We start from the raw sequence: 631 nt of genomic DNA, 5'->3' as shown, positions 1-631 counted from the left end.
GGTCATAGCGTTAATCGTAAGCGTGTTGTTCGACTCATGCGCGATATGGGGATTGGGGCGATTTACCCCAAGCCCAAAACGACGCTGGCGAACAAAGCACACAAGGTGTATCCCTACCTGTTGCGTGATATCGAAGTCACTTACCCAAACCAAGCTTGGGCGATTGATATCACGTACATCCCAATGGCGAAGGGGTTCCTGTACCTCGTTGCTATTATCGACTGGTATAGCCGCAAAGTGCTGGCTTGGCGACTATCCAACACCATGGACACGAGTTTTTGTATCGAAGCGCTTGAGGAAGCGCTGAAGCATTATGGGCCACCTGATATCTTTAACTCAGATCAAGGCAGCCAGTTTACCAGCACAGAGTTCACACAGAAGTTAATTGAACATGACATACGTATAAGCATGGACGGGAAAGGCCGCTGGGTTGACAATGTTTTCATTGAGCGATTATGGCGAAGCCTGAAATATGAGGAGGTTTACTTAAAGGCTTATACCACGCCCCGTGAAGCCGAGCTTGAAATCGGCAACTACATGGTGTTTTATAATGAAGAGCGTAACCATCAAGGACTCAATAACCTCACTCCTGATGAGGCCTACTTCGGTAGGCAAAGATACGCAGCATGAG

General features: G+C 48.0%; 1 pseudogene. It reads left to right on the top strand.

Annotated elements, in window-relative coordinates:
• Positions 1–630: pseudogene (locus tag UF06_RS13565) on the top strand (IS3-like element ISVpa4 family transposase); the annotation flags it as partial.
• Position 631: the final 1 nt, after the last annotated feature.

The organism is Vibrio sp. S234-5 (assembly GCF_000960595.1).
Lineage (GTDB): Bacteria > Pseudomonadota > Gammaproteobacteria > Enterobacterales > Vibrionaceae > Vibrio.
Note: the sequence above shows the minus strand (reverse complement) of the source record. Positions and strands in the feature narration are given on the sequence as shown.